General features: G+C 57.1%; 26 protein-coding genes. 13 read left to right on the forward strand and 13 right to left on the reverse strand.

The window, feature by feature from the left end; translation table 11 throughout:
* Window positions 1–28: 28 nt before the first annotated feature.
* Window positions 29–439 (forward strand): hypothetical protein, encoded by a 411-nt coding sequence (locus tag G6N80_RS18700; protein WP_062554489.1) that lies wholly within the window; start codon window positions 29–31, stop codon window positions 437–439.
* Here the strand turns inward: G6N80_RS18700 and G6N80_RS18705 are convergent.
* The 3 genes from G6N80_RS18705 to G6N80_RS18715 form a co-directional block, all read right to left on the reverse strand.
* A complete protein-coding gene (locus tag G6N80_RS18705; protein WP_165135997.1) occupies window positions 436–1,569 on the reverse strand; it encodes a DUF2336 domain-containing protein in 1,134 nt (377 codons plus the stop codon). The genes G6N80_RS18700 and G6N80_RS18705 overlap by 4 nt on opposite strands.
* A 260-nt stretch (window positions 1,570–1,829) precedes the next feature.
* The gene (locus tag G6N80_RS18710; protein WP_165135999.1) at window positions 1,830–2,435 is read right to left on the reverse strand and encodes a flavin reductase family protein; all 606 of its coding nucleotides are present in this window, start codon (window positions 2,433–2,435) and stop codon (window positions 1,830–1,832) included.
* Window positions 2,435–3,022 carry a nitroreductase family protein gene (locus G6N80_RS18715; RefSeq protein ID WP_165136002.1) on the reverse strand — a complete coding sequence of 196 codons (588 nt, stop codon included), beginning with the start codon at window positions 3,020–3,022 and terminating at the stop codon, window positions 2,435–2,437. The genes G6N80_RS18710 and G6N80_RS18715 overlap by 1 nt, the downstream gene beginning before the upstream one ends.
* Window positions 3,023–3,150: 128 nt before the next feature.
* On the opposite strand from G6N80_RS18715, the gene G6N80_RS18720 reads away from it, so the two are divergent.
* A complete protein-coding gene (locus tag G6N80_RS18720; RefSeq protein WP_376748585.1) occupies window positions 3,151–4,086 on the forward strand; it encodes a hypothetical protein in 936 nt (311 codons plus the stop codon).
* 60 nt (window positions 4,087–4,146) lie between these two features.
* Here G6N80_RS18720 and thrS read toward each other — a convergent pair whose 3' ends face one another.
* The 3 genes from thrS to G6N80_RS18735 form a co-directional block, all read right to left on the reverse strand.
* Window positions 4,147–6,168: a threonine--tRNA ligase gene (gene thrS / locus G6N80_RS18725; RefSeq protein WP_062554494.1), complete on the reverse strand. Its 2,022-nt coding sequence runs from the start codon at window positions 6,166–6,168 to the stop codon at window positions 4,147–4,149.
* 109 nt (window positions 6,169–6,277) lie between these two features.
* Complete coding sequence (gene yidD, locus G6N80_RS18730; RefSeq protein ID WP_165136005.1) at window positions 6,278–6,658, reverse strand: membrane protein insertion efficiency factor YidD; 381 nt, start codon at window positions 6,656–6,658, stop codon at window positions 6,278–6,280.
* Between the two features lie 3 nt (window positions 6,659–6,661).
* Entirely contained in the window at window positions 6,662–7,105 is a 444-nt protein-coding gene (locus G6N80_RS18735) for an iron-sulfur cluster assembly scaffold protein (protein WP_165136008.1), read from the reverse strand.
* A 268-nt stretch (window positions 7,106–7,373) separates the two neighbouring features.
* Between G6N80_RS18735 and folE the strand changes: the two genes are divergently transcribed.
* From folE to G6N80_RS18750, 3 genes are all read left to right on the forward strand, one after another.
* Window positions 7,374–7,982 (forward strand): GTP cyclohydrolase I FolE, encoded by a 609-nt coding sequence (folE, locus tag G6N80_RS18740; protein ID WP_062554498.1) that lies wholly within the window; start codon window positions 7,374–7,376, stop codon window positions 7,980–7,982.
* Window positions 7,983–8,003: 21 nt separating this feature from the next.
* Window positions 8,004–8,465 carry a phosphoribosyl-AMP cyclohydrolase gene (gene hisI / locus G6N80_RS18745; RefSeq protein WP_062554499.1) on the forward strand — a complete coding sequence of 154 codons (462 nt, stop codon included), beginning with the start codon at window positions 8,004–8,006 and terminating at the stop codon, window positions 8,463–8,465.
* Between the two features lie 105 nt (window positions 8,466–8,570).
* Window positions 8,571–9,530: a patatin-like phospholipase family protein gene (locus tag G6N80_RS18750; RefSeq protein WP_062554500.1), complete on the forward strand. Its 960-nt coding sequence runs from the start codon at window positions 8,571–8,573 to the stop codon at window positions 9,528–9,530.
* A 37-nt stretch (window positions 9,531–9,567) separates the two neighbouring features.
* Here G6N80_RS18750 and G6N80_RS18755 read toward each other — a convergent pair whose 3' ends face one another.
* Both G6N80_RS18755 and G6N80_RS18760 read right to left on the reverse strand, forming a co-directional pair.
* Window positions 9,568–10,002: a CBS domain-containing protein gene (locus G6N80_RS18755; protein WP_062554501.1), complete on the reverse strand. Its 435-nt coding sequence runs from the start codon at window positions 10,000–10,002 to the stop codon at window positions 9,568–9,570.
* Window positions 10,003–10,382: 380 nt separating this feature from the next.
* Complete coding sequence (locus G6N80_RS18760; RefSeq protein ID WP_062554804.1) at window positions 10,383–11,111, reverse strand: rhomboid family intramembrane serine protease; 729 nt, start codon at window positions 11,109–11,111, stop codon at window positions 10,383–10,385.
* A 250-nt stretch (window positions 11,112–11,361) separates the two neighbouring features.
* On the opposite strand from G6N80_RS18760, the gene G6N80_RS18765 reads away from it, so the two are divergent.
* Window positions 11,362–11,949, forward strand: coding sequence for a PAS domain-containing protein (locus G6N80_RS18765; RefSeq protein WP_165136011.1), 588 nt, complete (start codon window positions 11,362–11,364; stop codon window positions 11,947–11,949).
* Window positions 11,950–12,038: 89 nt separating this feature from the next.
* Window positions 12,039–12,644: a PilZ domain-containing protein gene (locus tag G6N80_RS18770; protein WP_062554503.1), complete on the forward strand. Its 606-nt coding sequence runs from the start codon at window positions 12,039–12,041 to the stop codon at window positions 12,642–12,644.
* Window positions 12,645–12,651: 7 nt separating this feature from the next.
* Here G6N80_RS18770 and G6N80_RS18775 read toward each other — a convergent pair whose 3' ends face one another.
* Window positions 12,652–12,855, reverse strand: coding sequence for a hypothetical protein (locus tag G6N80_RS18775; RefSeq protein WP_165136014.1), 204 nt, complete (start codon window positions 12,853–12,855; stop codon window positions 12,652–12,654).
* Between the two features lie 366 nt (window positions 12,856–13,221).
* Between G6N80_RS18775 and G6N80_RS18780 the strand changes: the two genes are divergently transcribed.
* The 4 genes from G6N80_RS18780 (at window position 13,222) to G6N80_RS18795 (ending at window position 16,706) form a co-directional block, all read left to right on the forward strand.
* On the forward strand, window positions 13,222–13,830 hold the full coding sequence (locus G6N80_RS18780; RefSeq protein ID WP_165136017.1) for a transglutaminase-like cysteine peptidase: 609 nt from the start codon (window positions 13,222–13,224) through the stop codon (window positions 13,828–13,830).
* Between the two features lie 145 nt (window positions 13,831–13,975).
* Window positions 13,976–14,725 (forward strand): hypothetical protein, encoded by a 750-nt coding sequence (locus G6N80_RS18785; RefSeq protein WP_062554505.1) that lies wholly within the window; start codon window positions 13,976–13,978, stop codon window positions 14,723–14,725.
* Window positions 14,726–14,845: 120 nt separating this feature from the next.
* Window positions 14,846–16,342 carry an SPOR domain-containing protein gene (locus G6N80_RS18790; protein WP_162249574.1) on the forward strand — a complete coding sequence of 499 codons (1,497 nt, stop codon included), beginning with the start codon at window positions 14,846–14,848 and terminating at the stop codon, window positions 16,340–16,342.
* Between the two features lie 88 nt (window positions 16,343–16,430).
* Window positions 16,431–16,706: a hypothetical protein gene (locus tag G6N80_RS18795; protein WP_062554506.1), complete on the forward strand. Its 276-nt coding sequence runs from the start codon at window positions 16,431–16,433 to the stop codon at window positions 16,704–16,706.
* Between the two features lie 36 nt (window positions 16,707–16,742).
* On the opposite strand, the gene G6N80_RS18800 is transcribed toward G6N80_RS18795, so the two are convergent.
* Entirely contained in the window at window positions 16,743–17,180 is a 438-nt protein-coding gene (locus G6N80_RS18800; RefSeq protein ID WP_165136020.1) for a DUF1489 family protein, read from the reverse strand.
* 71 nt (window positions 17,181–17,251) lie between these two features.
* Window positions 17,252–18,649, reverse strand: a complete 1,398-nt coding sequence (locus G6N80_RS18805) for an L-serine ammonia-lyase (RefSeq protein WP_165136023.1) — start codon at window positions 18,647–18,649, stop codon at window positions 17,252–17,254.
* Window positions 18,650–19,101: 452 nt separating this feature from the next.
* Between G6N80_RS18805 and G6N80_RS18810 the strand changes: the two genes are divergently transcribed.
* Window positions 19,102–19,794: a DUF599 domain-containing protein gene (locus tag G6N80_RS18810; RefSeq protein ID WP_062554509.1), complete on the forward strand. Its 693-nt coding sequence runs from the start codon at window positions 19,102–19,104 to the stop codon at window positions 19,792–19,794.
* Window positions 19,795–19,815: 21 nt separating this feature from the next.
* Complete coding sequence (locus G6N80_RS18815) at window positions 19,816–20,805, forward strand: acetyltransferase domain-containing protein (RefSeq protein ID WP_246251440.1); 990 nt, start codon at window positions 19,816–19,818, stop codon at window positions 20,803–20,805.
* Between the two features lie 314 nt (window positions 20,806–21,119).
* On the opposite strand, the gene G6N80_RS18820 is transcribed toward G6N80_RS18815, so the two are convergent.
* Together G6N80_RS18820 and mgtE are read right to left on the reverse strand one after the other, a co-directional pair.
* Window positions 21,120–21,506 carry a MerR family transcriptional regulator gene (locus tag G6N80_RS18820; RefSeq protein ID WP_062554511.1) on the reverse strand — a complete coding sequence of 129 codons (387 nt, stop codon included), beginning with the start codon at window positions 21,504–21,506 and terminating at the stop codon, window positions 21,120–21,122.
* Between the two features lie 83 nt (window positions 21,507–21,589).
* A complete protein-coding gene (gene mgtE / locus G6N80_RS18825) occupies window positions 21,590–23,005 on the reverse strand; it encodes a magnesium transporter (RefSeq protein ID WP_062554806.1) in 1,416 nt (471 codons plus the stop codon).
* Window positions 23,006–23,176: the final 171 nt, after the last annotated feature.

Raw genomic sequence — 23,176 nt, forward strand, 5'->3', positions numbered from 1 at the left:
TTACAAGATCATATGCAAGGAAGTTCATATGCGCACCGCGATGGTCATCATGACAATACTTGGCTGCGACGACAGCGCCACGGACTGCCAATATGTGGCAACGCTTAATCAACGCTGGCCCAGCGTCGAACTATGCAATGCAGTTTCTGAAAAGGAATTAGGCCGGTTCGCCAATGTTTCCTACCCCGTCGTCATTGCCGTTTGCCAGGATCCGACCGTGGCGAGCGCATCCCCGACCGCACCGAAATCTACCGACACACCAGACGCCCCTGCACCGACACCGGAGGAAACAAGGCAGGAGGAACAGTCGATGGCCGCCAAGGCCATGGACCGTGTAAAGACTATCCTGCCGACGCGAGATAACGTCGAGAGCCTGATCAAGGGACCGGTACGGATTGTGGAAAGTGGGTATTCCTGGGTCGCCCAGCGACTGCGCTAGGCAGCGTAGGCAGTCTGCTCAGCGTAAGCGCGGGCCATATCCCTGTATTCCTGGCGCTGCAGTGACTCGACGATGTCGAGAAGCTCGTTGATGGTGGTGTAGGTATCAACCGTGCGCGGATACCGTTCGATCAATGCGTCGAAGATTCCCTCGCCGCTGCCTTGCACCTCCCGCAGTTTCTCGCGCCAGAGCATGGTCGCCTCGACAAAGACTTCCGAGATTTCACGAGACAAACCGCAGGATTCGTAGAGAGCGCGGATCGCATGCTTTCGGCCGGTTGCCATAATGGAGCGAACGCGACGATCGTCCAGGCCCGAAAGGTCCGTCATGGCAGCAGCAAAGAATTCAATCCGTCCCGAGCAGAGCGCGTGCATGAGAAAAGCCGAGGTGAGGCGCCCATCCTCACGCATCGTCTGCACCAGCAGCGGAATTTCATCCGACAGAGCGTTTCCGACGAGACGTAGCGTGGCGAGCGTAGCCGCCTCTTCAGTCAGGTATGCAATGCGCGGTGCACTCAACGTCGCCTGCACCAGCAGCGAACCGGCCAATGCGCGGCTGATTTCGCGGACGAGAACATCGCGCGCTTCCGCGGGGAGATCCTCGCGGTCCAGAAGCAGGTTCCGCACCTCGCAACTGCGGGCGTGGCGCTCTGCCAGCCGCTTGAGTACGTATCGGGAGAGATCGGCCGAATCGTTTTCCAACAGGATGACGGCCTCAGCCGTATCACCAATCTCGGCAATTGCTGCCGCGACGCCGCGGCCCAGTTCAGGACGGGTCGCAATTAAACCGCGGGTCATGCTGGATCCTCGACCTGCAATGTCGACTAGATCCATATCCGTCAGTACCGGTGAAAACGTAATGACAGGACATGCGATATCCGGCTGGTCCTCAGCAAGTGCCAGCACCACGGCGCGTGGTGCTGACGGCTCTTCAGCAAGGCTCTCGGAAAGCGCGAAGCGAACGGCTGACGAAGGGTCATCCAGCAGGTGAATCATGGCATGCAAGGCCGCCTGCTTTTGCGGATCATCCGGACGGAGACGGAAGTAGGCCTTGGCCAAGGCGCGCGCTGCCTTGGCGCGATCTGCCGCGCCTGCTGTTTCCGCCCATCGCAAAAAAGCCTGGATAATCAACTGACCTACCTCAAACGCCGGAGCGACTCTACGCTCTCCATTCGTCCATGAGGCCAAGCTAGTCAGAAATAGTTTACGATCGGTTCACCATACGCCTCAAGGATCGTGAAAAGAGGCGAACAGCCTTCGAATATAATCAATTCCCAGCGTATGTGTGGGTCTTCAGAGCAACCCCTTCGCGCGTAGCAAGACAGAATTGGTCGCTCTCAGGCAAAACAGCCTGCACTATCGCATCAGACCCTACTAATACTCAAAGGTTTCTATCGAGTCGGCCGTTGCAGTTGAAAAACATCGCTGCCGCCATCCGCGTAATCCATGTAGCCCATGCGAGCAACTGGCTTGGCCAAGGCCATATCAATGCGACCATCTCGAACAATGATCTCACTGAGATGGATTCCGACTACCTGACCGAACACAATAACCGACTCGGACATGGTTTCATTCAAGCCCTTCGGTCGAAGGACCTCCGTCACCTTGCATTCGAGCGCAGCATAGGCCTCGGCCACGTATGGAGCGTCCACCAGCTCACCAAGTTTCGGCGTCAGTCCAGCGAGATCGAATTCGTTGACACCATAGGGCACCGGCGCAGAGGATGCGTTCATCGGTTCGACGAGATTGCGGCTGACGAGGCTTGCGGTGAAGACGCCCGTCTCTTCGGCGTTCCGGCTACTGTGTTTCGGCGTACTGGATGAGAACATCACTATCTTTGGATTGTCCGAGACGATGTTGAAAAACGAATAGGGCGAGAGGTTCAGCGAACCATCCCTGCCCTTCGTACCGATCCACCCGATGGGTCGCGGCGCTACAATGGCCTTGAACGGGTCGTGCGCAAGACCATGCTGGTTGAGATCGGTGGTATAAAACATTACTCGCTTCCCTCACCAACCCAGCTGACAATGTCCTTGAGTTCAGGGCGCGGACGGTCGGTTTGCGGGAACGTCGTGGAGCCGATGTAAACCAGACCAGCGATTTTTTCTTCCGGCTTCACGCCAAGAACGGTCTTGGCATCGGCGTCATAGGCGACCCATTCGCTCAGCCAATTGGCGGCATAACCATGGGCATTGGCAGCCATGAACAGATTGAGGCAGACGGCGCCAGCAGACAATTCCTGTTCCCAGACCGGGATCTTGACGTGCTCCGCCGCAGTGCTGACCACAGCAATGACGACTGGAGAACGCGTCAAGCGCGACCGCTCGATCTGCCGGGCTTCTTCGGTCATTTCGGGGTTCTTCTTCAGCGCAATAGACAGAAGCTGCTCGCCAAGTTCTGCCCTCGCCTGTCCCCGATAAACGATGAAACGCCAGGGAGCGAGCTTGCCGTGATCAGGAACGCGTGAGGTGAGCGTCAGGATCTGCTCCAGCTCGGTCCGGTCCGGGCCCGGTTCCGTCATCTGGAACGCAGGAATGGATCGACGCGTACTGAGATAATCGAAGAGTGGCTTCTGAATGGGCATCCGACGACTCTGTGAATGGAGGGATCTTGAAATTGCCGCTAGGTTGGTTTTGAAGTGACGTTTCGGAATTCAAGAGTCAACGGTCAGCAACCACTATGAACGCAGTTTCTCGGAAGGTCTCGCTCTCGATGGCGCTGCTGGCGGCGCTTGCCCTGGCGCCATCCGCTCATGCTCAGGACGCATTCCAGCCTTTCAAGCAGTTGGAAGGCACGCCAAAGATGCCGAAACTGAATGCTTTTACAGCGCCATCTGCCCGTAAGGTTCCCGCCCTGCGCGATGTGACGCTGGAAGCGAAGTTGACGGCAGATGGAACATCTCTCCAGACCGGGCTCAACTGGCGTGTATTCAGCCCGAGCGCCGGCCCGGATGGCAAGCTTCAGCTTGTTGCCTCCTCGGAAGGCGGCGAAGCTCATCTTCAACTGGCGCCAGGTGATTATTTCGTCAACGTCGCATTCGGACGCGCTGGTATCACAAAGCGACTGAGTGTTCCGGAAAATGGTGACGTCAAAAAGCTATCGTTTGTTCTTGATGCAGGCGGTCTTGTGTTGAATGCCGTTGCGGGCACTGATCAACGGATACAGGCCAACAAGCTGAAGTTCTCGATCTATTCCGCGGAGGTGCGCGAAGACGGCGAGCGTGCGCTTGTGATGGCCAATGTGAAGCCGAACACGATCATCCGGCTGAATACCGGCACCTATCACATTGTTTCAGAATATGGCGATATCAACGCGAGCGTTCGGGCTGACCTTCAGGTCGAGGCAGGCAAACTGACCGAGGCGACGCTGCAGCACAAGGCGGCGCAGATTACCCTCAAGCTTGTTTCTCAGCACGGCGGCGAAGCCGTGGCTGATACCGCATGGTCTGTGCTGACTGCCGGTGGCGACGTGGTGAGTGAAAGCGTCAGCGCTTTCACAACCATGGTGCTGGCGGAGGGCGAATATACCGCCGTCGCTCGCAACAAGGACAAGATCTATCAACGAGAGTTCACCGTTCAGTCCGGCAAGAACGCGGATATCGAAGTTTCCATGAAGGAACAACAGGCGTCCGTCGTCGGTCAGGATTGATCACCGTGATCGCTTGAAACAAAAAAACCCCGGTGGATCGCTCCACCGGGGTTATTTGTTTTACTCGGCAGCCATCTTGCGTGCTGCCTGACGCCGCTTGACATCCGGCGGCGTTGCTTCTTCCGAAAGCGATGCAACGGCATCTTCCAGCGACATCGGTGTCTGTGCCTGCGAACCCAGACGGCGGATGTTGACTGAGCGGTTTTCGGCTTCCTGACGACCACAGACAATGATGACCGGAACCTTCGTGACCGAATGCTCGCGGATCTTGTAGTTGATCTTCTCGTTGCGGAAGTCCTCTTCCACAATCAGGCCCGCATCGCGCAGCTGCTGGGCAACCTCGCGGCCATAATCATCCGCATCGGAGGTGATCGTTGCGACGACCACCTGAAGCGGTGCGAACCACAGCGGCATATGCCCGGCGAAGTTCTCGATCAGGATCCCGAGGAAGCGCTCCATCGAGCCGCAGATGGCGCGGTGGATCATGACAGGCTGGGTCTTTTCCGAGTTCGCATCGATGTAGAACGCACCGAAGCGCTCTGGCAGGTTGAAGTCCACCTGCGTCGTTCCGCACTGCCAGTCACGGCCAATTGCGTCCTTGAGAGTGTACTCGAACTTCGGCCCGTAAAATGCGCCCTCACCTGGCAATATTCCGGTTTTGATGCGTCCTCCAGACTGCTCTTCGATCGTCTTTAGAACATCCATCATGACCGATTCCGCGCGGTCCCAAAGCTCATCGGATCCCACGCGCTTTTCCGGACGGGTGGAGAGCTTCACCACGACTTCCTTGAAGCCGAAGTCCTCATAGACCGACAGGATGAGATCATTGATGCGCAGGCATTCGGCTGCCATCTGCTCTTCCGTGCAGAATACATGGGCATCGTCCTGCGTGAAGCCGCGAACGCGCATCAACCCATGCAATGCGCCGGATGCTTCGTAGCGATGAACGAGACCAAATTCCGCAAGGCGAACAGGCATTTCACGGTAAGACTTCAAGCCATGCTTGAAGATCTGGACGTGACCCGGGCAGTTCATCGGCTTCAAGGCGAAGACGCGATTATCGGCTTCCTTGTCATCCGGATGGGTAAACGCGTAAGCCGATTTCACGGCGAACATGTTTTCCTGATACCAGCCCCAGTGACCGGAGGTTTCCCATAGCGAGGCATCGAGAACCTGCGGCGCGTTGACCTCTTCATAGGTGTTGGCCAGACGGCGGCGCATGTAGGCGGTCAGGGTCTGGAACATGCGCCAGCCCTTGCCATGCCAGAACACGACGCCCGGACCTTCTTCCTGAAAATGGAACAGATCCATCTCGCGGCCAAGCTTGCGGTGATCGCGCTTCTCGGCTTCCGCAAGTACGTGCAGGTACTGATCCAGTTGCTCCTGCTCTGCCCAGGCTGTGCCGTAGATACGGGTCAGCATCGGACGGGTGGAATCACCGCGCCAATAGGCACCGGCCACCTTCATGAGCTTGAAGGCCGTCCCAATCTGTCCGGTCGAGGCCATGTGCGGACCACGGCAAAGGTCGAACCAGTCGCCCTGAGCATAGATCTTGACGTCCTGATCTTCCGGGATCGCATCAACGAGCTCGACCTTGAAGCTCTCACCCTTGGCAGCAAACACATCCTTGGTCTTCTGGCGCGACCAGACTTCCTTGGTGAAGGGTTTGTTGCGACCAATGATCTCCTTCATTTTCTTTTCGATCTTCGGCAGATCGTCGGGCGTGAAGGGCCAGTCTTCCTTGGTGTCTGGGTGAACGCGCTTGAAGTCGTAGTAGAAGCCGTTCTCGATCACCGGACCGATCGTGACCTGCGTGCCGGGCCAAAGCTCCTGGACGGCTTCCGCCATCACGTGCGCAGCATCATGGCGAATGAGTTCCAGAGCGCGCGGATCTGTGCGGGTAATGATCTCGATCTTGCCATCGGAAACAGGGTCCGACAGGTCGCGGACTTCGCCGTCGATCGCAATGGCGATGGCCTTCTTGGCCAGCGACTTCGAAATCGACTCAGCGACCGCAAGCCCGGTCGCACCGGCTTCATACGAACGGACAGAGCCATCAGGGAATGTGAGGGAAACAGACATGGTTTTCTCCTTGAACCAGTCCCGCCAACGAATGCGGGTGGTGAATTGCGCTGCGCGGATGCAGCGATGAATCTGCGCGTCATAGAAAAAAACTCGCAGAACGTAAAGATTACTGCGCTGAATCTTCGCCCTTTGAGGCGGCTGCATATCGCCAGGGTGTCCACCATCGCTGGTGTTGAGGCCGGTTCTCCGGTACGGGATCCAGCCCGGACGAACCAAATGGCCCGCAACGGGCGAAACGATAGGCCGTCATCCAGGCCCCGAACCAGAGACCGTGACGCGCGACAGCCTCATAGCCGAACTCAGAACATGTGGGGATGTGACGACAGGAATTTCCGATGAAGCCGGAGAGCGTCAATTGATAGAGGCGGATCAGGCCCATTCCGACAAGACGATCCGGCGTTTTGCGAAAAGGACCGGACCAGTTCCGACCTCTTCTCCGCGGCTTTTCATCCTCGTCATCATGCAGACCAGAACAGTGCTGGCACATGCGTCAGACCGCCTGCGGCTGCGCTTTGGCTTCAATCTGATCGAGACAGTCTACCACGGCATCGAAGGTCAACATGGTCGAGGCATGTCGGGCCTTGTAGTCCTTCACGGGTTTCAGAACGCGCATTTCCTCAAAACGACCGACGGGTCCTTCACCACCTTCCTTCAGCATGGCCAGCATGTCCCGACGTGCCTGACGAATTTCGTCAACAGAGGCACCAACGACCACCCGCGCCATGGCCGATGAAGACGCCTGTCCCAAAGCGCAGGCGCGCACCTGATGTGCAAAGTCGGTCACGATCCCATTGCGCACCTTCAGGAAGACGCGCACCTTCGAGCCGCAGAGCTTCGAGTGCTTCTCGCTGGTCGCATCTGCATCATCGAGCGTACCGGCACGCTGGATGTTGCCTGCCAGTTCAAGAATTCGACTGTTGTAAATATCGTCCATGCCGAAGAATCCTGACGCTACCTGCGTCGCTTGCCAGTGGACAGTGTGTGCTTCAGCCCGCCGACTGGTCGTCCATAGTCTCATGCTCTATATGATGACGGAAACGATCGGTTCAAGAAACATGTTTCGCCAAGTCTTCAATCGAGAGTAACTCGTATCTTGTAAAAAGGGATCCGACAGGTCAGATAACGCGTAGCCTGCTTTGAACGTCATTGCAGTTCAAAGAACTTCGGCAGGTGCGGCCTTGAACCGCACGGGAGATATGAACATGGATTCAGTCGTGAAGAATTTCCCTGCGGGGCAGAAGCAACCTCGCCCGACACAGCAAGAGGCCGAGGATGCGGTGCGGGTTCTACTGCGCTGGGCCGGCGACGATCCGTCCCGCGAGGGCCTGATCGACACGCCGAAGCGCGTCGCCAAATCCTATCGTGAACTGTTCGGTGGTTACGACCAGTCACCGGAGGAAATTCTTGGCCGTACCTTCGAGGAGGTCGGCGGCTATGACGACATGGTCCTCGTAAAGGACATTCCGTTCTATTCCCATTGCGAGCACCACATGGTGCCAATTATCGGCAAGGCTCACGTGGCTTACCTGCCGAAGGGGCGTGTTCTGGGGCTCTCGAAGATAGCCCGCCTTGTGGAGGTGTTCGGCCGCCGATTGCAGACCCAGGAGAATATGACCGCACAGGTTGCTCAGGCGATTCAGTCCGGTCTGGCACCGCGCGGCGTTGCGGTGATGATCGAGGCGGAGCACATGTGCATGGCCATGCGCGGCATCCAGAAGCAGGGCTCGACCACGCTTACGACGACATTTACCGGCGAATTCAAGGAAAAGGCTCAGGAACAGGCCCGTTTCCTCAGCATGATCCGTCGCTGATACAGGCTTACAGAGAGTTTCATGACCATCCAGTTTGAACCGGCACCCTCCGACAAAACGCAACTCGAGGGCAACGGTGTTTTCACGCCGCGCTTTGACGACCATGGTCTGGTAACTGCCATCGTGACAGACCATCGCGATGGTGAACTTCTGATGGTTGCCCACATGAACAGCGAGGCGCTGGCTCTCACTATCGAGACCGGAATCGCGCACTATTACAGCCGTTCGCGCGCAAAAATCTGGAAGAAGGGCGAAACATCCGGCAATCTTCAGAGCGTGGTCGAGCTTTTGACCGATTGCGATCAGGATGCCGTGTGGCTGAAGGTGCAAGTGGCCGGACATGATGCCAGCTGCCACACCGGACGTCGCTCATGCTTCTATCGCGCTGTCGAACTTGTGGACGGCGAAGCAAAGGTAAGGATCGTTGATGAGCATCGTCATTTCGATCCGGACGCGATCTATTCGGACAAGGGAACCGATTAGGCAACTGCTTCGTTTTTCGGCAAGTCTGACGGACATGAACTGATTCTAAACCAGTGTCTGCGTTCAATGGTAGTCTGGCTTACATAGCCTGAAGGGCGGGATCAGATGCTGAACTGGAACTGGAATCGCGGTGAGGCTCCGACATCCGGAGCAGATGCAAATGGCGGCGGCAACAAGCCGCCTCATACTCCCGAACACAAACCCAAAAAGCCGAAGCTTGCTCTGGCACTGGGCGGCGGTGCCGCCAGAGGCTGGGCGCATATCGGTGTCCTACGCGCGCTGGAAGAGGCAGGCATCGAGGTCGGCATGGTTGCCGGCACTTCCATCGGTGCGCTGGTGGGCGGTTGCTATCTCGCCGGCAAGCTTGATGAACTCGAAAACTTCGCGCGCTCGCTTACCATGCGGCGCATCGCCGGCCTGCTGGATCTGACCATTGGCGGCGGCGGCTTGCTGGGTGGCATGCGGCTGACGAAACGCATGCAGGAGCATCTCGAAGACGTCGCTATCGAAGACCTTGATCGTCCGTTCGTGGCCGTCGCGACCGAACTTCACAGTGGTCACGAAGTCTGGATTACAAGTGGCTCGCTGATCACCGGCCTTCGCGCATCCTACGCCCTTCCCGGCATTTTCGAGCCGGTGAAATGCAACAACCGCACGCTTGTGGACGGAGCACTGGTCAATCCCGTGCCGACATCTGTTTGCCGGGCCTATGAGCAACCGCTCGTGGTCGCTATCAATCTGAACTATGATATTTTCGGCCGATCCGCCGTCGTCAAACACAATGCGAGTGTCCAGCCTGTTCATCAGGGCCAGCACACAAAGGTTCAGGAAGCGCGAATTGGCATGACCGGCACGATGGTGCAGGCATTCAACATCATTCAGGAGCGAATCTCACGCGCGCGCCTGGCGGGAGACCCGCCCGATCTCGCGCTTCATCCACGCCTCAGCGATATAGGTCTTTCCGAATTTCACCGGGCCGGTGAAGCGATCGACCGCGGCTATCAGGAGGCCCAAAGCCGCATTACCGAACTGAAGCGGATGCAGGAGATATTCACTCTTCCCTGACAAAAGGCAGCCGCCCCACCGGGCGGCTGGTGTGTGTTCAGCTGGCGATATAGGCCCGGATATGCTCGGCCTCGGCCTCAACTTCCTGAATGCGCGCCTTGACGACGTCGCCAATGGAAATGATGCCGGCAAGCTTGCCGCCGCTTTCCACAGGTACGTGACGGAAGCGGCCACTGCTCATGATTTCCATGAGTTCGTTCAAGGTGGTTTCTTCCCGGCAGCGCGTCACAGACGTAGTCATTGCCGATGAAACCGGATTGGAAAGAGCCGCCGGACCCTCTTTCGCAACGCAACGGACAAGGTCACGCTCCGTGAAAATCCCGGCAATCCGGTCTTCGAGACTGGTGACGACAATTGCGCCGATGCGTTTCTGCTCCAGGATCTTTGCGACCTCCTCAATGGTCGCATCGCGTGACACGGTCACGACATCCCGGCCTTTTCTATCGAGCATGTGCTTCACGGAGATAGACATCAATTCCTCCTATTGATCAGCTCTTCGAAACCTTCGATTCGCTCCTCCAAGCGTTTCGAAAGTCTTACGATGGTGCTCCTCAATAGAACGGATTGCAAGCAGCGCAGGCCTCATACCAAATGTCGATGATATGAACCGATAGCGTGGGACCGGAGACCTTCATCCGAGGAGGAGCATACCGGAGAGCGATGCTCCTGCATCGGTCGAGGATTGCGACAAAGTCGGTGGAGGAAATCCGGCCCATCCAGAGGACCGGGCGCTTTTGCTCTTCGGACGTCGTCGAAAATCCGCGCCGGACCTTCAGGTCCGACTGTGGTTTTCTTCTCGCCGCAAACCAAAATCGCTCCGGCGCAATCGGTCCCTATCATCGACATTTGGTATCAGCCTCTGTCAGGCCTTGCGGCGACGCCCGGATCGAAGGCCGAAAACAGCAGGTAGCCAAAGAGGAAACCGCCGATATGCGCGTCCCAGGCGATGGCGGAATCATCCCCGCCCACGAGCGGAATGCCCAGGGCGATCAGCACGTTTCCGAGGAACCAGAGGATGGTAAAAATGAAAACCGTTCTGTTGCGCATTGCGCCGACAATTCCCTGGCGCGGCAGGAGATGAACATCGCGTCCAAACATGCCGGTGCCACTGGCGGGAAACGCGAACCGACATGCGGCGCCCATCAATGCGGAAATCACACCCGATGCGCCGATTAGGATCGTCTCCTGCCCCCAGTTCAGCGCCGCGTGGAAAAAAGCGGAACAGGCAGCCGACAAGGCCCAGAAAACCATGAACCGCTTGAAGCCGATGCGACGAAAGACCGGCGCACCAAAGGCTGCGAGCCAAAGACCGTTAAAGGCCAGATGCTCGACGCTTCCGTGCAGGAAAGAATAGGTGACCGGAGTCCAAAGCCACTCCAGCCCCTGCCCCGATAGCGGAAACACATACCGTAGCGGAGTAAAGGCAAGCTCGAACAGGAAGTATGCTCGCATCTCGTCGGACAGCACGTAAGCATCCAGGACGAAAAGAATAATTAGAAGTCCGAGAATTGCGAGCAATGGTCCCGGCAGGTTGATCGCCGGTTCGCGGCGCTGCGAGTCGCGGCGATGATCTTCATTCATACCACGATCGCGGTGAATGCCTCGCTGCGCGGGGGTCTCTTCCTCTGGCGGGGGGGCTCCCCAGGGCGTTTCGGGCGGTTTTTCCATGTGGGTCGGGTTCCTCTGCCGAAATCTATTAGCAGATCGCAACTCCATGAGCGAGCAACGATTGCGGGATTTGCCGCCCTTGCACGGCGCCAACCCGTTGGAGTGGCATGCTTTTCGCTCCGTAGCAGAGAAATGACAGGCATGACGCCTGATACGACACAGAATGGAACACAACGTGCAGATGTTGAGCAACCGCAGTAACGAAGTGTTGAGCTATTGGTACAGCCTGCGCCGTGCGAACAAAGCGCCACTCCGGACCCAACTTGATCCCACGGCAATCCGCTCCCGCCTGCCCGATCTCATCATGTTGGGCTGGCAGGATCTCGATCTTGTGTTTCGTTTGGCAGGCACGCGGGTCTGCGAACTTTTCGGCGAGGAGCTGCGAGACCACGATTTTGAGACGTTGTGGAACCCGCGGTCCCGTGATCAGGTCGTTGAAGCCACCTTGTCCGCCTTCAGATCAGAGACCGCGATCCACTGCAGCGTGAACGCCACCCAAGACGGACGTCACGTGCGGCTGGAGATGCTTCTGCTTCCCTTGCGTTCAGCGGAGGGAGCATGTGACCGCTTGCTGGGCTCCATCGTATTGGGAGAAGACGCGCATCCCTCCTATCCCATTGATCCAGGCAGTCTCGTGCTCAAAACATGGCAGCCGGCCTTCCCGCCCGGAACCGTGCCGGCCACATCCACGGAATTCGCCAGAGACGGCAGCAGCCAGAGCTTCATCAGGCGGCTTTTCCATCTAAGCTGAGCAGTCATTACAACCTCTGACGTCCAATTGACCCAATGTTAACCGGCTGAGAGTAAGCATGTCTGGTAGATGACGGACGAAAGAGTGCAATGTTCTCATTCCAGCCAGCAGCACAAACACAGAAGCCCGCTCCTCCCCGTACCTTCCAAAGAGTGACGGTGAACATGAGCGGTCGTCTTATGCTTGCGTCGCGCGAGGAATATCCCTGCCTTGCCTCTGAAATGTCGCCCGGCGATGTCATGCTGGAATGCATCGGCGCTCCGCGCGTCGGCGAACGGATCATTGCCTACATCGATCATCTTGGCCGGTTGGAAGGCCAGGCATTGCAACTGACAGATACCGGCTTTGTGATGTCGATCACGGCCACGGATCGCAAGCGGGAAAAGCTGGCCGCGCAGCTGACATGGCTGGCAAACCGGCACGAGCTCGGCCTGCCGGAAGACCGACGTCATGACCGCCTCTCACCACGTATCACGCGCGCCGAACTGCGGCTTGAGGATGGTACGAGCTATCCTTGCCGTCTCGTCGACCTCTCGCTGTCCGGTGCCGCGGTGGATTGCGATGTTCGCCCACCCGTGGGCACCCCCGTTTTCCTCAACAATATGCGTGGACGCATCGTTCGCCATTTCGCCGAAGGTGTCGCGATCGAATTTGCGATGGTGCAAACGCGCGAAAGCTTGCGCGACTTCCTCTAGGAACAGCTCACAGTCGCCCCAGATTGAACCCGGCCATCGCGCCGGGTTTTTGATTCCTGGCACCGGAGAGGTCCGTTGCCTGAAATGCGGTTCGATGCGTACCGGATTTAACCAATGCTCCACCATATTTTGTGGCGAACAGGGTTTGCGGAGAAAAAAATGTACGAAAAAGACGCGGTTTTTTGACGCGAATCTCAGCCTCAACGTCCATCTACAAGTCGTTTCCGCATCCAATTTCTTGCTCGAGCAGCCAGATTTCGGACGCGAACCCCGCGTTGATCACCTCCACTCGCTCGCCATTCCCGGCCCCAGCAGGTCAATACGGCTTCATACGATCCGGACAGACCGAAGCTTTCTCAACCATTTAGCTGATCATCTATCGAATTATCCTCAAACTTGCGCATAATTTGAATGAAATTTGGGTCAAAACCGATTTAGATTCGAATTGCATTTTGATCAAATCAGCGCTCAATTTTAGATGCATTCAATTCAATTAAGCATCTGATTTTACTGTCGATTTTGGCACAGTTTGAAGATGCGTGTGAGACATTCCCCTCATCGAAACGGGGAGAACAAAATGTTTCACATCAAGAAGATCGCCGCAGGCCTGGCCATCGTCGCAGCAGCCCTCAGTGCAGGCAATGCCAACGCCGCAAGCACTGCACAGATGCAGGTGACCGGCAAAGCCAATCCACCCATCGGCCATTATGAATTTTGCCAGACCTATCGCAGCGAATGTGTTCCGACAGACGGTGACCGTGGTCCGCTGGTTCTGACGGAAGATCGCTGGAGAAAAATTCTCGATGTGAATTTCACCGTCAACTCCACGATCACCCCCATGACCGACCAGGAGATTTACGGCGTCGAGGAACGTTGGGCCTATCCGCGGACAGTCGGTGATTGTGAAGACTTCGTTCTGCTGAAGCGAAAGCTTCTGATCAATCAGGGCATCAGCCCTTCGGATCTCTTGATCACCGTTGTTCTGCAGCCGAATGGCGAAGGCCACGCCGTGCTGACGGTCCGGACCGATCGCGGCGACTTCGTTCTCGACAATATGCGCAACAAGGTCATGCTGTGGTCCGAAACCGAATACACCTATCTCAAGCGTCAGGCCGTCGATGATCCAGGCGCATGGGTGAAATTGCAGGATGGCCGCGCCAACGCGGTGGCCAGCGTCAGAAAATAAGCTTCATCCCCGTGAAGCCAAAGGCGTCGCTCCACTCCCCGTGGGCGGCGCCTTTTTTTGTTTCATGATTGGTTAACCATAAACGCGAATGCTTCGGACAATGATGCGCAGCTAGTTTGGCGCTTCCGGAACATGGTGTGCGATAATGGCTTCTCATACGAATGATACCGATGAAGGCTTTGAGCCAATCATCTCCAATCGGCTTGCCATCAAATTGCTATCAGCTCTCGCAGCGCTGGTCCTCATCGCCGGGCTCATTACGGCGGCAGGTCACTGGCTTGGTCAGCGAATGGCCTCCGGCGGGCATACGGACAGCACGCAGGAATTCAACATTGCCATTGGCTCGGACATCATTTCGGTGCCGGCCAACATGATCAGGCTGGCCGAGCAACGGACGTCCGGTACGGCTGCGGGTTTGAACCTCTATCTCACCTGGCCTGAAATGCAGGGATATTCGGTCGCAGAGAAGGATCGCTTCGATGCCGCCGACAAGTCCACCGACCTGATTTTCATCGAAGTTTCTGAAGCCACCATGTCCCGCGACATGTCCGGACGATTTGAGCCGATCTATCAGCGGCTCTTGTCCGGCGATTCCTCAGACTTCGGCCATGGCCTCACACTGCATCATCTGAAAGCCGATAGCGGCTATGGCGACGAAGTTCTTCTGTCCGCCCACCGTCCAGGAAAGCCGGACTATGTGGTGCGGTGCCTTCTGCCCCAACGCGGACAGGAGGCCAGCAGCGCTGATTGTCAGCGGGACATTCACGCCGGAAACGGGTTGAGTATCCTTTATCGCTTCTCATCCACACGTTTAGCCGAGTGGGACCATATTGATGCCGCTATTGGAGCCTTTGTCGCAAACAGGCTAACCGGCCAAAAATCCGACAATCCGTGAAAAGTCGAACAGAGTTTGTAAACGTCTGTTCATCATAAACCACTTGGTAAGGCTAAGCCCCTAAAGTGATGAGAACGGTGCTGCGGGGGCAGCCGGACCCGATAACATGAATTGCAGTGAGTGAGTGCAAACGTGCTGAATTACATCAACACGACATCCTTCCCCAAGGGTGGCGCCTCGATTTTCCAGAAGATCGTCGGCCTCGTTTTCGTCGTAGCCTTGTTCGTCTTGCTTGGCGGGCACACGGCACACGCCAATCCGAAATATGCAGGTATCGTGGTGGATGCCAAAACCGGTAAGGTGCTCTATTCGGACGATCCGGATTCGCTGCGCTATCCGGCGTCGCTTACCAAGATGATGACGCTGTACCTGACGTTCGAGGCCTTGGAGGCTGGTCGCTTCACGCTCGATTCACCGGTGCCGGTATCAGCAAAGGCGGCATCTGAACCGCCATCCAAACTCGGAGTTCGTGCCGGTGGCTCAGTGACTGTAGAGCAAGCGATCCAAGCCCTTGTGACCCGCTCGGCAAACGACATTGCCACTGCGCTGGGCGAATTCATCGGTGGCAACGAAGCCCGCTTTGCACTCATGATGACCAACAAGGCGCGTGCGCTCGGCATGACCCGCACGACCTACCGAAATGCGAATGGCCTGCCGAACACGGCGCAAATGACGACTGCACGTGATCAGGCTCGTCTCGGTATCGCCTTGCGTCAACATTTTCCGCAGTACTACAGCTACTTCTCGACCCGCACATTCAAGTTCGGGAAGCAGGTTATCGGCAATCATAACCGACTGGTCGGCAGCGTTGCGGGCGTGGATGGGATCAAGACGGGCTACACCCGTGCTGCAGGTTTCAACCTCGTCACGTCCGCTCAGCTGAACGGTCGTTCCATCGTTGCAGTCGTTCTTGGCGGCACCAGCACGGCAGCCCGTGATGGCCAGATGCGCAAGCTCGTTGCGACCTATCTGCCGCAAGCCTCTCAGGGCAATGCCAGCAACCTGATAGCACAGGTTCGCACTCCGGCCCCACCTGTGGCGGCCTCCGTTCCGACACCGATTGCTCCACAGCCTTCGCCGGTTGCCGCTGCGACACAACAGGTTGCAGTCAATCTTCCTGCTGGCGCGCCGCGTCCGACCGCCCGCTATGCCGAAGAAAAACTTCCGGGCGCCTCTGCCTATTCGTCTGAACCGAAGGCCAATGGTGCCGCTGCGGCCGTAACCGCTGCACTGGATACGCCACCCTCTGTTATACCCACGCCTGCTCCGGAATACATGCCGACAGCCCGCGTGAAGGATCCAACGGACTCGTTGACGACTGCTTCGACACGGCCGGTCGCTGAAATGGCCCGAGCTGCAGCATCGCAACCTTCGGGTTGGGTTATCCAGATCGGCGTGTCCCCTAACAAGGACTCCGCACTGGAAATGCTTGAAACTGCACAGGCAAAGGTTGGTGGTGCGCTTCGCTCCGCAAAGCCATTCGCTATTCCGGTCGATGCAAATGGCGGTCAGGTGTACCGTGCGCGTTTCGGCGGTTTCGACGACCAGAAGGCGGCCGTGAATGCATGCAACAGCTTGAAAAAGAAGGGCGTTGCCTGCTGGGCTGCACAACAGTGAAATGACCAAGGGAGGCAGTTTGCCTCCCGATACCATCTGCGTTTCGGATGGAAACAGATCCTCGCTTGTATTGCGTTACGAGGTCACTATGGCAACGAATGAGAACAATCTCGACTTTGATTTGCCGACAGGCTCGAAGTCGAAACACCGTGGGGGCGCGCTTCATCCTCTGCACGAGGCCGCCATGCGGCTGGCCGGTATGGGAATGGGCATCGGTCGACCGAAGGAGAAAACACGCGATCTCGTGTCGCTTCTTCTCTCCCATGGAGCCCGGGCCTGGCGCCATACACAGCCAAGAGCCAATATCCATCTGCATCTGGCGGCAAGGAGCGGTCGATCACCGCTGCGTCTGCGGCTCAGATAATTCAATGAGGGCGCAGCGAATGCGCCCTTTTCGCTTTCAGAGCAATCCGAGTTCTGCCAGTTCCCGACGCAGATCTTCGGGCATGGATGCGACATCATCGCCAATCGCACCCAGATCTCGCGGAGCATCCTCCTGCGTCAGATAACGCCAGCCCTGGAACGGACGCTTCGGCTGTGGGACCGTTTCGATGATCTCCGGCCCCAGCACGAGGTTGCATCGGCCGATGCCATCTCCCCCGGTGAAGGTCACGATATCCAGCAGAGGTTGACGTGCTGTGACCTGCCCCTTGATGACCCAATAGAGCGAGCCGCCATCGAGTAGTTCCTCGGCGCGTTTTGGCACCATGCGTGTCGTATGCGTCGAGTGGGGTTGAAGTCCGGCAGCAATAGCCGTCAAAGAACGTTCGGCTACCCATTCCCTCAGATCCTGAAGGGAGTCGGCGCCAACGCAAAGCTTGATCAAATGAAGAGCCATAGAATGCTAAAAGACCCTCTTGCCGTTCGGGTCAAGAGGGTCCTTCACAGTCCAATCCTAAATTCCTGTGATCAACATTCGACGACATTGACGGCGAGGCCGCCTGTCGAGGTTTCCTTGTACTTCTCGCTCATATCGTGTCCGGTCTGACGCATCGTTTCGATGGCTGCATCGAGCGGGACAAAGTGCGAGCCGTCGCCCTTGATGGCGAGCGACGCTGCCGTCACGGCTTTCACGGCCCCGAGGGCATTGCGCTCGATGCAGGGAACCTGCACCAAGCCGGCCACTGGGTCACACGTCATCCCCAGATGATGCTCGAGCGCAATTTCGGCGGCATTCTCGATCTGCTCTGGCGTTCCGTCCATCACCGCTGCAAGACCCGCTGCCGCCATGGCCGCGGCTGAGCCAACTTCGCCCTGACAGCCGACTTCAGCTCCCGAAATCGACGCGTTGTGCTTGATGATGCCGCCCACGGCTGCTGCGGTCAGCAGGAAGGTTCGCACATCCTTGATCGTTGCATCGTCATGGAAATGCAAAAAGTAGCGGATGCTGGCCGGGATGACACCGGCTGCGCCATTGGTCGGAGCGGTGACCACACGCCCGCCACCGGCATTTTCCTCGTTGACCGCCATGGCATAGACGCTCAGCCAATCGTTCGCGAGAACCGGGTTCAACCGGTTGCTGCGAGCGTCATTCGTCAGCTTTTCAAAAATGGACTTGGCGCGACGGCGGACCTTAAGCCCGCCTGGCATGATGCCTTCTACCTTGAGGCCCCTATCGATACAGCCGCTCATGGCAGACCAGATTTCATCCAGTCCGCGATCCAGTTCCTCTTCGCTTATGCGCGTCAATTCATTGGCACGCTTCATATCAGCAATGCTGAGGCCGGACGCCCGCGCCATTTCCAGCATCTGTTTCGCCGTGGAGAAGGGATAGGGAACCTTGGCTGCTGGTGCATTTTTTTGCCCGCGCATCGCCTCGAGTTCCGTATCGGTCACGACGAACCCGCCACCAATAGAATAATAGATCCGCTTCAGGAGAAGACGACCGTCCTTGTCGAAGGCCGAAAAGCTCATCCCGTTCGCATGACCGGGCAAAGGCTGCTTCTTGTCGAAGATCAGATCCGTCGCCGGCTGGAAATCATAGCCGGGATGGCCCGGCGGCGTAATCCTGCCACTGCGCTCGACCTGCTCGATGACATCGTCCATCCGGTCCGGATCGACAGTGTTGGGCGCTTCACCCATCAGGCCCAGGATCACCGCCCTGCCCGTTCCGTGACCGATGCCGGTGAAGGCCAGCGAGCCATGCAGGCTTGCCTTGATGGCGGAAACTTGTGCACCAGCCGGACGCGGCCATTCATTGGATACGATCAGGTCCAGAAACCGATTGGCTGCCGACATAGGGCCCATCGTATGTGAACTCGACGGACCAACACCAATTTTAAAGACATCAAATACTGATAAAAACATGCTGCTATCGTTCCCACATCGATCTCGTCAGGATGCGACAAACTAGCCGGACTGGAAGCCAAGTCCAGTCCTTGCAGCGACATGTCTATATATAATTAGGGGCATTTCCGGCGAGAGACCTCCCACCGGATTTTGGCTCAGAATGAACCGACAAGATAAGCGATTGCGAGAATACCTGCGAAACCGCAGAGGGCCTTGAAGGTGACACCCCAGCAGGACTTAACGACGCTGTCTTCCATGATTTCCTCAGTTGGCGCACAAGAATTGCGGCGCCGGGATCGATTTTTAGGATTTATTAATCTCCGAAGCTTTTCGCAAGTGCGAAATTTAATCCATTCACTATTGGTTAATCCCGACATCAGGTCTCCTCTGGGCAGCCAGCCGCGGAGGCGGCTTGAGCCGAATCCAGAAGTGGCGCATAGAAATCGCAATTCCTATCGGCAGGGCGCCTCATGACATCGGTCGACATCATCGCACTTCTTCTGTTCGTGGCACTTTGGGTTGGATACTCGTGGCTGACCAGCGGCGACCCGGTTCTGCCGCGCAAGAGCCTGAACCAGGTCATGGCGGAGCGACGCCGGGACTGGATCTACAATTCGCTGAAACGCGACTTGAAGATGATCGATACACAGATCATGGCAGGGCTGCAGAACGGAACCGCTTTCTTCGCATCAACATCCATCTTTGCGATCGGTGGTTGCTTCGCATTGCTGGGTGCGACCGATCGTGTCGATGCGGTGTTTCGCGATCTTGCCTTTGTCGAATATTCCGGGCGTGCCGCCTTCGAATCCAAGGTCGTGGGTCTAACCGCGCTCTTCGGTTATTCCTTCTTCAAGTTCGGTTGGTCCTATCGCCTCTTCAACTACTGCACCATCTTGTTCGGCACCTTGCCAATGGCGAGCGACACTTCAATGCCGCGCAACGAGGTCGAGCGCATTGCAGAAAATGTAATCAGGATGAACATTATCGCTGCGCGGCACTTCAATGCCGGGCTGCGCACAATTTTCCTGTCAATCGGGTATCTCGGTTGGTTTATCGGGCCCTATATGTTCATGGCATCCACGCTGTTCGTGATCGTGGTACTCATGCGGCGTCAGTTCTTCTCGGAGGCGCGCCGTGCGCTCATGGACCACCCGGCCCCGTAATACGCAAGGATATGCAAAGAGTTGAGCCATTCATCGACCAACGTGACCATTCAGCGCGTGCCCCGGCTGCCGTTTATCGATACCCTGCGCGGCGTCGCCCTCATTGCCATGGCAACCTATCACTTCACGTGGGATCTGGAGTTCTTCCACTACCTTGAAGCGGGCACCGCGACGCACGGCTGGCTGAAGATTTATGCCCGAGGCATCGCCTCCACCTTTCTGTTCCTGGTGGGCTTCAGCCTTGTTCTGGCGCACAGCAATGGCATCCGCTGGCAATCCTTCATCAAGCGTCTTGGCATGGTGGCGGGTGCTGCGCTTTTGATCAGCGTCGGGACCTATATTGCCTTGCCGGATCAATGGATCTTTTTCGGCATTCTCCACAACATCGCCGTATCCAGCCTGATCGCCCTGGCCTTCCTGCGGCTTCCGCCTCTCATCACCGGCCTTGTAGCGGTCCTGCTGCTCGGTGGAATGATAGCCGACAATTGGGTTCAGCCCGGTGTTCTGAGCTTCCCGCTTTTTGATTCCCGTTGGCTCGCATGGATCGGCTTCGCAGAGGCCATTCCGCGCTCGAATGACTACGTGCCCCTTTTTCCGTGGTTTTCCGCCGTTCTATTCGGAGTAGCCGCTGCCGGTCTTTGTCTGCGCCATGGGGTCTTTGCATATGTCGAACGCTTGCAGCAGAAGCCTAACCTTCTGACAAAGGCCGGGCGTCACAGCCTTCTCTTCTACCTGTTGCATCAGCCGATCCTGATTGCCTGCGTCTACCTTGCGTCGCTGGTCATCCCGCCGCCTGCACCCGATCTGGTGTCCGGCTATGAGCGGGATTGCCGTCCCTCCTGCGAGGCTCAGGGCAATGATGCAGGTCTGTGCGAACGCTTCTGCGGCTGCACAGCGCGGGCCTTGGGTGGTCAATCCCTGCTTCAGCCGCTTTACCGCGGCGAGATCAATCTGGAAGGTGATGAGCGGGTGAACAAGATCGTTCAGGAATGTTCGATCCAATCGCGGTAACGGCTAGCGGGCGGAGGCTAAAGCGCTTTAGAGCGGAGTTCGACCTGATTGAATCATTCTGCAGCAATGGATTTTCGTCAGGACCAAGGATTTTGCCGATGGGCATATCGGGATATACGTCCGAGGCGAAAGCCGAAGGTAATGGCGAAAATACATGCTGCCCAGAGGGTTGGCCGAAACCGGCCGTCCACTTTGTCGAAGGGCTTGGGCGTATGCTACGGCTACGCCACGCGCCCTTCTCCTCGTGGAACAACCGGTTTGGGCCAACAGAATTGATCCAATCAGGTCAAATTCCGCTCTAGCCCCGGCCTCGATCAGGTTCCAACGCCAATTTCTGCGAGACGCGTGAGGCATGCCTCTTCAACGTTATCCAGCTCGCTCAGCGTATCGTCGATATCCTTGCGTTTCTGGCGAAGCTCGTCGCGTTTGACATCCACGCGCTTCATCAGAAGCTTCAACTGGCCTATCTCGCCTGGCGGCTCCTTGTAGACCTGGATGATTTCCCGTATTTCCGCAATCGTGAAGCCAATACGGCGACCGCGCAGGATCTCCTGGATCAGCCGCCTGTCTGCGGCACGAAACAGCCGGGTCCGCCCACGGCGCTCGGGGTGGATAAGACCCTCGTCTTCGTAGAAGCGCAAGGTTCGGGTGGAAACTCCGAATTCCCGCGTCAGCTCAGTGATGGTATAATACTTATTCACGCCAGTATCCCGTATGAAGCCCTCAAAATAATTGACTTTTACGTGCAAGTCAATTTCGGGTGCGACGGTCTGACTGGCTGGATTCAACTGATCGCAAACCACCAGGTCGCAAGACCGAGGAAGGAAAAGAATCCGGTCACATCGGTCACTGTGGTTACGAAGACAGCGGATGCAACGGCGGGATCGGCGCCAACCTTGTCAAGCAGCAGCGGAATCATGATGCCGGCGAGCGCAGCGGCCATCATGTTGATCAGCATGGCAGCCGCGATGATGCCGCCGATGTTCACATCCTGGAACCATAAGCCAGCGGCGATGCCGATCAGGATACCGAAGATAATACCGTTCAGCAGGCCCACACCCGCCTCGCGTCGAACCACGCGCCATGCATTGTAGATATCGAGATTGCGTGTTGCGAGCGCGCGTACCGTCACCGTCATCGTTTGAGAACCGGCATTGCCACCCATGCCTGCAACGATTGGCATCAGTACAGCGAGCGCGACAATCTGCTCGATCGTCGCCTCAAACAGAGAGATAACCGAGGCGGCCAGCAGGGCTGTCAGCAAGTTCACCAGCAGCCACGGAACGCGGGAGCGCGACGTTTCCGGAATGGTGTCCGACAGTTCTTCGTCACCCACGCCGCCAAGGCGCATGATGTCTTCCTCGGCTTCCTCCTGAATGACGTCGACGACATCGTCGATCGTTAGAATACCGACGAGGCGACCGTTTTCATCCACAACGGCGGCGGATAGAAGGTCGTACTGTTCGAACAGTTGGGCCGCCTCTTCCTGGTCCATATCGGCGGGAATTGGATAGTTGGTTTCCCGCATGATGGTTTCGATCTTCACCTGACGCTTGGTGCGCAAGATGCGGTCAAGATCCACGATGCCGAGAAGCTTGAATGTGGGATCGATCACGAAGATCTGCGTGAAACTTTCCGGCAGATCTTCTTCATCCCGCATGTAGTCGATGGTCTGGCCAACGGTCCAGAACGGAGGCACTGCCACAAATTCCGTCTGCATTCGACGACCGGCGGAACTTTCCGGATAGTCCAGCGCGCGGCGCAGACGTACGCGTTCGGTGAATGGCAGTTGGGCTAGGATCTCTTCCCGATCCTCCTGATCGAGATCCTCCAGGATGTAGACGGCGTCGTCAGAATCCAGTTCGCCGATGGCAGCAGCGATCTGCTCGTTCGGCATCTGATCGACGATTTCGAGGCGGATCGCCTCATCGACTTCCGTCAGAGCCGTCAGGTCGAAATCGTTGCCGAGCAGTTTGACAAGCGCCAGACGCTGATCCGGCAGGATGGACTCCAGCAGGTCACCCAGCTCGGATTCATGCAGGGAAGCGACATTCTGCCGGAGGAACAGCAAATCGCGGTCCGCAATCGCCGCACCAACCATGGCCAGGAAGTCGGAGCGGATCGAGCCGTTCTCCGCGTAGATATCCTCGTCTACGTCATCGGTTTGCGGTTTCGCGCGGCTCTCGTCAAGTTCCGTCATTGCCGCTCCTTGTACCAAACGCCTGTGCCGAAGTGGATCCGCCCGAGTCGGCAGAATGGCTGCGAAAAGTTGATTGTCAACAAATGGATAGGCGAAGCTGGCATAATGATGATCTTTGCCGGAAAGCCTGCCCGTCATGCATTGGACGTGCTAACAGATATCGACCGCAGA

Source organism: Rhizobium rhizoryzae (assembly GCF_011046895.1).
Taxonomy (GTDB): domain Bacteria; phylum Pseudomonadota; class Alphaproteobacteria; order Rhizobiales; family Rhizobiaceae; genus Neorhizobium; species Neorhizobium rhizoryzae.